Here is a 6578-nt window from a genome sequence, read left to right on the forward strand (position 1 = left end):
CCCTGGGTCTCGGCCCCGGGCCCAACCCCCGCGCCTACCCGCACAATCCGCACGTGTGGGCCGACCCCCTCGGCCTCCTCGGCTGCCAGCTCGCCCTCTTCCACGGCACCTTCGGGGCCGCCGCCCGGAACATCCGCACGGCGGGCATCAACCTGACGTACAGCATGCGGGCCATGGACTTCGGGCGCGGCGGGTTCTACGTGACCAACGACCTGGCCCAGGCACGCCAGTGGGCCAACCGGCTGGCCGGCCGCAACGGCGACGTGGCGGAGGTGCTGCACTTCCGGGTGCCCCAGAATGAGCTGACCAACTTCAACCGGCGCGTCTTCGACGGGCCGAGCTCGGAGCTGGCCGACTTCATCCGGCACCACAGGAACGGCGGCGTGATGCACAACTACGACCTGGTCGAGGGCCCCATGCTGATGAACGTCGGTCCCTTCCTCAGACGCGGCGCCGACCCCGTCTTCGGGGGCCACCAGATCGCCATCTTCTCGCCGGAGGTGGCCAGCCTCTTCAACCGCTCACTCCTGCCGTGACCCGGAGGCCGCCCGGGTCGGTCTTCCTCATGGCGACCGACGACCCGGAGATGCAGGAGTACTTCCGCGAGATCGCCGACTTCATGGTCGAGGAGTTCGCGATCGGCTTCCCGGAGGCTGTGGCGCGGGTCAACGAGGCGTTCCGGGACCAGGAGTTCGGCCCGTACCCCGACATCATCTGCCACGAGCTGCCGGAGCACTGGGCCTACGGCCTGTACTACGGGGACGTCCCGTACTGGGACGAGGGGGCGGACCGCTCGTCCTGGACCGTGCGGCCGGCGCCCGACCCCGCCTCGCCGTCCTGGACGGTGCCCGACCGCTGAGCACCCCGTCACCCGATGGCGAGGCGGAAGCGGTCGCCGAGGCCGGCGAGTCGTTCGACGGGTTCGTTGGAGAACACGATCCGCAGGTAGTGGCTTCCGCTGGGCCCCCAGCCGTCCATGGGGGTGGCCGCGACCTTCGCCCGCTCGAACAGCCGCCGGGAGAGCTCGGCGGGGGTCAGCCCCAGGGGACCGGTGTCGACGAGGAGGGACCAGCCGCCGTGCGGTCGGATGACCGGGTAGGCCGCGAGCTGCTCCAGGACCGTCTCGCAGCGCCGTTGCCATTCGGCGGTGGCCGCGGCGACGTCGGCGTCGGCGTCGGGCGCGTCCAGCGCGGCGGCCACGGCGTCCTGCGCGAGACCGACCTGGGAGACGACGTTGGTCAGGCCGACGAGCCGGATGTCGGCGACGATGGGGGCGGGGCCCAGGACCCAGCCGACGCGCCAGCCGATGAGCCGCAGCTCCTTGGAGGCCGACCCGACGGTGATGGTGCGTGGCGCCAGGCGTTCGTGGGCGGCCGGGTGGCTGGGCGGGCGGCCGTCGAAGCGGACCCGCTCCATGGCCGCGTCGTAGATCAGCCAGGCGTCGTGGCGTTCGCAGGCGTCGGCGAGCGCTGACCAGTGGTCGTCGTCCAACACGAGGCCGGTCGGCATCGCCGGGCCCATCATCAGGACGGCGGCCGTGTCGGGGCCGACGGCCCTGGCGAGTCGTTCGGCGTCCACGGTCCAGCCGTCCGCGGTGGGCCTGGCGGGGACGAACCGGGGGACGCCGCCCGCGAGCCGGACCCGGTTGACGAGGCCGGCGTACCCGGGGTCGCACAGCACGACCTCCTGCCCGGGCTCCACGGTGGCGAGCAGCGTGTTGAGGATGCCGTTGAGCCCGCCGGCCACGCTGACGCACTCGGTGTCCGGGTCGTAGCGGCGCCCCGAGACCCGACCGACGTGCGCCGCGGCCGCCGCGCGGAGGGAGCGACGCCCCTGGAACGGCAGATAGCTGTTGGCGGCGTCGTCGTCGACGGCGGCGCGGGTGGTGGCGAGGGCGACGGCGGGCGGCCGCAGGTCGGTGTCGAGGTTCTCGAGACGCAGGAAGTCCGGGTCGGCCACGGCGTCGGCCGCGTCACCGACGGCGTCCACGCCGATGCCCGGGATCTCGCGTAGCCGCGTCACCGTCATGCCGCCTCCGGGGTCGTGTCGTTTCGGCGGATCCGCGCCGCCTCCCCACGGTGTACCCGGAGAAGCGGGCTCGGAGTCGGCGGCGGGGCTCCCGGGCGGGTCAGCTCCAGATGATGGACGTGGTCTCGTCGTTCATGCCGCCGAGGTGGTTGTGGATGGGCACGAAGCCGGTGTTGCGGCCGCCGAAGCCCTCGTCCGTGAAGTGGTTGGACCAGCAGTTGCCGCCCGTGGTGAAGGAGGAGATCCGGTCGTTCCACCACGGGTGGGACTGGCCGGGCGGGGGCGCGAACTCCCAGCCGACGTTGACGACGGCGTACTCCAGGTCCGTGAGCTCGCCGGTGCACGGGCCGTCCTGGCCGATCACGGTGATGGATGCGCCGCCGAGCCACTCGTGTTCGTACTCGACACCGATGACGACGGCGTCCAGGGCCGCCAGGTCGTCCCGCAGCGCCTCGTCCCCGGCGGCGACGGCCGCCTCGCGCGGGGCGTCGGTGATCTCGCCCTCGGTGACCCAGGAGGCGAGGGCGCGGAAGTCACTGAAGCAGGCCGCGTCGACGGGGGTCGTCTCGCCCTTCGCCAGGACGGCGACGCAGGTGTCCCGGTCGGCGTCGGCGGACTGCGCCGGGGCGGCGGCGACGGCGACCAGGCCGCCCGAGGCGACGGCGAGCACGACCGACACCCGTAAGGCTCTGTTCACGGAGTCTCCCTTCGGGGGTGAGGGCCACGGCGGACCTCGTCCGTCTCATTCAGGGCTCCGGAGGCGTTGTCCGGCCAGCGCGGACACGGCGTTGTCGAACAAAGGCCGACAACGCGCTGTTATTCGGGGGGTTGCATGACAATGCTCGGACAACGCGTGCGCCGACCGGCGCCGTCAGAGGGGGTGTTCGATGGGCAGACCCGAGAGACCCTTAGACCCTTCCACCGGCCCGATCGCGCGATTCGCGGCCGGCCTGCGGGAGTTGCGTCACGCGGCGGGCAGCCCCAGCTACCGGGAGCTGGCCCGCCGCAGCAACTACTCGGTCACCACGCTGTCCGAAGCGGCGGGCGGACGACGGCTGCCGACGCTCGACGTCACGCTCGCCTTCGTCGAGGCGTGCGGCGGCGAAGCCGAGGAGTGGCGGCACACCTGGTGGCTGACAGCACGCGAACGCCGCCCGGCGGCGCCGGCCGCACCGCCTCCCCCGCCGCCAGCCCCGCGCCGCCGGCGCTACGGCGCCCGCGTGCTCGGCCTCGCCTTCCTCACCGGCGCCGCCCTGGGCGCGGGCGCGGCCTTCACGGTGCCCCGGGGGAACGGCACCGGCAGCTGAGCCTCGATCTCGTCGGCGACGGTCGGCCCCGGATAGGCGGCCATGGCGGGGGCGGCGTCGGCGAAGTGGTCGAGGAAGTTACCGCCGACGCGGTCCGCGAACACGCGGGCATCCTGTTGGAGCGCAGCCGGCGGGCCCTCGGCGAGCCGCCACCGGCCGCCCGCGGCCTCGACCCGGGCCCGGACGGCGGCGGGCACCCTCGGCGGGACGAGGGCGGTGAAGGGGAGGTCGAGCAGGGTCGCAAGGCGGGCGGCGGCGACGGCGAAGGGCCCGCCGGTGCCCGCGACCAGGGGGTCCCGGGGCCGATCGCGCCGGTGGCGACGGCCCGGTGGAACATCGCCTGGGCGTGCCGGTACGTGAGGCTGCCGGTGGGGAGCGCGGACTCGTCCTTGAGGTGGAGGGCGACGCCCGGCAGGCCGGGGAGCGGGACGGGGCGCAGCGGTGTGGGCTTGGCCGGCTCGCCGTCGGCGAGCACACGGCGTATCGCCTGCTGGGACCACATGGGTCGGGATCCTGGACGCCGCCCGGACGCGGGCCGGCCCCGCCCGGCCGGGGAGGCTGGGCGGGGCCGGTCGAGGTGCTGACCTGGTCGGGTCAGTGGCGCTCGAACTCGTTGAACGAGCAGGCGATGTAGTTCTTCTCGGTGCCCTTGTTGGCGACGATGTCGGCCCAGGTCTGGCCGTAGACGTTACAGAAGTCGAAGCGGGTGATGTCGACCGCGACGATGGCGTCGGCGGCGGCCGTGGTGGTGGCGGCGGCGGTGCCGAAGATCGAGGCGGTGATGGCTGCGACGGCGAGCGCGGAACGAATACGCACAGGCATTCCTCTCAGAGAGGGGGGTTTTCGGACTCCCCTGCAATCTGCATGATCTTCGGTCCGGCTCCGGCGCTCGACATGCCGGGTTGCTCCCAAAGGTGGAGAATGTGTTTAGCCGATTGACGCCTCACTCCAGGTCGGCCGGGCGGACCGGGGTGACCGCCAGAACGGTGACGTCCGCCGCGGCGCAGCCGGTGAGCCCGTCGTGGGGCAGGAAGAGAGCGGCGCGCTGGTCGGGTGGGTAGATCCGCAAGCCGCGGGCGGCGACCGGCTCGCAGGTGTCGGCGGGGTAGTTCCCGGCCTGGGTGACCCGCACCTCGGCGACCGCGGCCGCGCCCGGGGCGAGCTCGACACGGACCGAGCCGCCGGCGTCGTCCTCGCGCTCGGCCGGGTTGCCGATCTGCGTTCCCTCGTCGCCGGCGACGAGGGAGACGCCGGGGAAACCGGTCATGGCGCAGAGCGAGTCGCCGGCGTTGGTGAGGCTGATCGTGAGGACGACGGAGCCCGCGGCGCCCTCGGTGGCGGCGACGGCGGCTTCGAGCCGGTCGCTCGCGCAGACGGGCAGCGTCTCGCGGCCGCCGTCGGGGTGGGCGGTGCCGGGCGCGGGGTGCGTCTGGGCTGGCGCGGTGGGTCCTGCGGGGTCGGCCGAGTCGCCGCGCTCCTCGACGGCCAGCGGCCGGTCGTCGGGGGCCGCGCCCGGCAGCAGGGTGGTGGCGGCGATACCGGCGCCGGCCAGGCAGGCCAGGGTGGCGGTGCCGGCGAGGAGGGCGCGGCGCCGCCGGCGGGCGGTGGCGCGGCGGCGGACGGTCGCGAAGTGGCCGGGGGGCGGTGCGAGTCGGCGCTCCTCGGCCGCGAACACCGCGAACGCCCGGGTGAGGTCGGCCGGTTCCCGCTGGTCGGAGTCATGTGGTGAGGTCATGGAATCCCCTCAGGGCGGTCCGCAGGCGCGCTCGGGCCTTGTGGAGGTCGCTCTTGACGGTGCCTGGCCGGCGCCGCAGCGCGGTCGCGATCTCGTCGACCGGGAGGCCGGCGAAATAGTGGAGGAGCACCGGCACCCGCAGCCGGTCGGGCAGCGACTCGACGAGGGCGCGCACGTCGACGCCCTGGTCGGCGGCCGGCGCGTGCTCGGCGTCCTGGTCGAGGCGGCGGACGGTGTGGCGTTCCCGGTCGCGGTGCCGCCAGTGGTCCTTGACGAGGTTGGCGGCGACGCTGAACAGGTAGGCCTCGGGGTTGTCCACGGTGGTCCAGCGCGACCAGAGGCGGGTGAACGCCTCGGAGGCGATGTCGTGCGCGGCCTCGTCGCCGTCGACCAGGCCGCGGCACCAGCCGGCGAGCTGCGGGTAGACCGCCTCGAACAGCGCCTCGGCTTCCTGGTCTCCGCTCACGTGCCGCTCGCCCGTTCCTCAGCCGGCCACCACCATGTCCCAGCCGCCGGCCGGGGCCTGACCGACGCCCAGGCCCCGCAGGTTCGCGAGGACCTGCGGCGACTGCGCGTCCAGCCAGTCGCACAGCTGGCGGAACGAGACGAAGCGCACCTCGTCACGGGTGGCCATCTCGCGCAGCGAGTCCTCGACGGCGTCCATGTAGACACCGCCGTTCCACTGCTCGAAGTGGTTGCCGATGAAGAGCGGCGCGCGGTTCGAAGTGTAGGCCCGTTCGAACCCCCCGAGGAACGCGCCGGTGGCCTGCCGCCGCCAGGTCTCGTACATCGCCGGGTCGCCCTGGGTGCTGTCGCCCGACTGGTTGGCCAGCATGCTGTAGTCCATGGAGAGGACCTCGAAGTCGTGGTCGGGGAAGGGCAGGGTCTGGAGCGGGAGGTCCCAGACGCCCTCGCGCCGCTCGGGCCAGACCTGGAGGCCGCCGGGTGAGCTGGCGTCGTAGCGCCAGCCGAGTTCGGCGGCGACGGGCAGCAGGTTCTCCTGGCCGAGCAGGCCCGGGGTGCGGCCGCCGACGAGTTCGGTCTCGTAGTCGAAGGGCAGCGGGTCGAGGTCGTCGAAGCCGGTGTTGGTGCGCCACTCGGTGACGAACGCCTTGGACTGGGCGATCTCGTTCCGCCAGTCGTCGGGGGTCCAGTTGCCGACGGAGCCGGAGCCGGCGAGGAAGTGGCCGTTGAAGTGGGTGCCGATCTCGTGGCCTTCGAGCCAGGCGGCGCGCAACTGCTCGATGGTGTCGCGGATGTGGTCGTCGCTGAGGTAGCCGATGTCGGAGGCGCCGGCCGGGTTGCGGGGCGGCCGGTACCGCTCTCGTCTGGCCTCGGGCAGCAGGTAGAGCCCGGAGAGGAAGAACGTCATGGCGGCGCCGAGTTCGCCGGCGAGTTCGCGGAAGCGGGGGAAGAGACCGTCGTCGAGGGCGGCGGCGCCGTCCCAGGAGACGACGACGAACTGTGGGGGCCGTTCGCCGGCCGCCAGGGGACGCGGCGGGGTCGGC

9 protein-coding genes are annotated in these 6578 nt (G+C 73.5%); 3 read left to right on the forward strand and 6 right to left on the reverse strand.

Annotated elements, in window-relative coordinates; translation table 11 throughout:
* Both E1265_RS31510 and E1265_RS31515 read left to right on the forward strand, forming a co-directional pair.
* Positions 1-536: DUF3990 domain-containing protein (locus tag E1265_RS31510; protein WP_207931282.1), on the forward strand; the 536-nt coding region annotated here is incomplete at its 5' end.
* On the forward strand, positions 533-859 hold the full coding sequence (locus tag E1265_RS31515; RefSeq protein ID WP_243741248.1) for a hypothetical protein: 327 nt from the start codon (positions 533-535) through the stop codon (positions 857-859). The genes E1265_RS31510 and E1265_RS31515, both read left to right, overlap by 4 nt.
* Before the next feature lie 8 nt (positions 860-867).
* Here the strand turns inward: E1265_RS31515 and E1265_RS31520 are convergent, their stop codons facing one another.
* Entirely contained in the window at positions 868-2028 is a 1161-nt protein-coding gene (locus tag E1265_RS31520; RefSeq protein ID WP_132934388.1) for a pyridoxal phosphate-dependent aminotransferase, read from the reverse strand.
* Positions 2029-2128: 100 nt separating this feature from the next.
* Positions 2129-2725, reverse strand: a complete 597-nt coding sequence (locus E1265_RS31525) for a hypothetical protein (protein WP_132934389.1) — start codon at positions 2723-2725, stop codon at positions 2129-2131.
* Between the two features lie 190 nt (positions 2726-2915).
* Between E1265_RS31525 and E1265_RS40855 the strand changes: the two genes are divergently transcribed.
* Positions 2916-3335: a helix-turn-helix transcriptional regulator gene (locus E1265_RS40855; protein ID WP_132934390.1), complete on the forward strand. Its 420-nt coding sequence runs from the start codon at positions 2916-2918 to the stop codon at positions 3333-3335.
* 594 nt (positions 3336-3929) lie between these two features.
* Here the strand turns inward: E1265_RS40855 and E1265_RS31535 are convergent.
* The 4 genes from E1265_RS31535 to E1265_RS31550 all read right to left on the reverse strand — a co-directional run.
* Positions 3930-4151 carry a hypothetical protein gene (locus E1265_RS31535; protein ID WP_132934391.1) on the reverse strand — a complete coding sequence of 74 codons (222 nt, stop codon included), beginning with the start codon at positions 4149-4151 and terminating at the stop codon, positions 3930-3932.
* A 127-nt stretch (positions 4152-4278) separates the two neighbouring features.
* Entirely contained in the window at positions 4279-5070 is a 792-nt protein-coding gene (locus E1265_RS31540) for a DUF4232 domain-containing protein (RefSeq protein WP_132934392.1), read from the reverse strand.
* Positions 5054-5536: a sigma-70 family RNA polymerase sigma factor gene (locus E1265_RS31545; protein ID WP_132934393.1), complete on the reverse strand. Its 483-nt coding sequence runs from the start codon at positions 5534-5536 to the stop codon at positions 5054-5056. The genes E1265_RS31540 and E1265_RS31545 overlap by 17 nt, the downstream gene beginning before the upstream one ends.
* Before the next feature lie 18 nt (positions 5537-5554).
* On the reverse strand, positions 5555-6578 hold a 1024-nt coding region (locus E1265_RS31550; RefSeq protein WP_132934394.1), incomplete at its 5' end, for a hypothetical protein.

The organism is Streptomyces sp. 8K308 (genome assembly GCF_004348315.1).
GTDB lineage: Bacteria > Actinomycetota > Actinomycetes > Streptomycetales > Streptomycetaceae > Streptomyces.

What these genes read in the sequence shown, in the direction of transcription:
- E1265_RS31540 (WP_132934392.1), bottom strand. Translation starts at nt 5,070, where the DNA reads ATGACCTCACCACATGACTCCGACCAGCGGGAACCGGCCGACCTCACC.
- E1265_RS40855 (WP_132934390.1), top strand. Translation starts at nt 2,916, where the DNA reads ATGGGCAGACCCGAGAGACCCTTAGACCCTTCCACCGGCCCGATCGCG.
- E1265_RS31520 (WP_132934388.1), bottom strand. Translation starts at nt 2,028, where the DNA reads ATGACGGTGACGCGGCTACGCGAGATCCCGGGCATCGGCGTGGACGCC.